This window comes from Pseudoalteromonas sp. SIMBA_162, from assembly GCF_046535955.1.
GTDB lineage: Bacteria > Pseudomonadota > Gammaproteobacteria > Enterobacterales > Alteromonadaceae > Pseudoalteromonas > Pseudoalteromonas marina.
The window spans coordinates 1-272 of sequence record NZ_JAWJBQ010000404.1 but is presented as its reverse complement, the minus strand read 5'-3'; the positions used below and the strand labels follow the sequence as shown (position 1 = coordinate 272).

At 69.5% G+C, this 272-nt stretch carries 1 protein-coding gene; it reads left to right on the top strand.

Translation table 11 applies throughout. The annotated features are described in order from the left end of the window. Window positions 1-45: 45 nt before the first annotated feature. Window positions 46-272, top strand: a 227-nt coding sequence (locus R0J88_RS20230; RefSeq protein ID WP_410900910.1) for a hypothetical protein, incomplete at its 3' end; no start/stop codon positions are given.

Below are 272 nucleotides of genomic sequence, written 5' to 3'. Positions count from 1 at the left end.
CAGGCCACCGCTGCTCCGGCAGCCGCTACTTCGGCAGCCGCTGCGGTGCCGGCCATTGCCGAGGAAGGTGCCGAAGCCGTCAGCGCCACCACCGCTGCCCCGCAGGCTGAAACCAGTGCTCCGCAGGGTGAAAACAGCACCGCTGCACAGGACGCGCCGGCCAGCGCCGAGCAGTCTGCCAGCGCAGACCTCACGGCTGCCGTTGCACCGGAAGTCAGCGAGCCGAGCAACGAGGCGCTGAAAGAGACGGTAGCCCCTGAGTCAGCGGCATC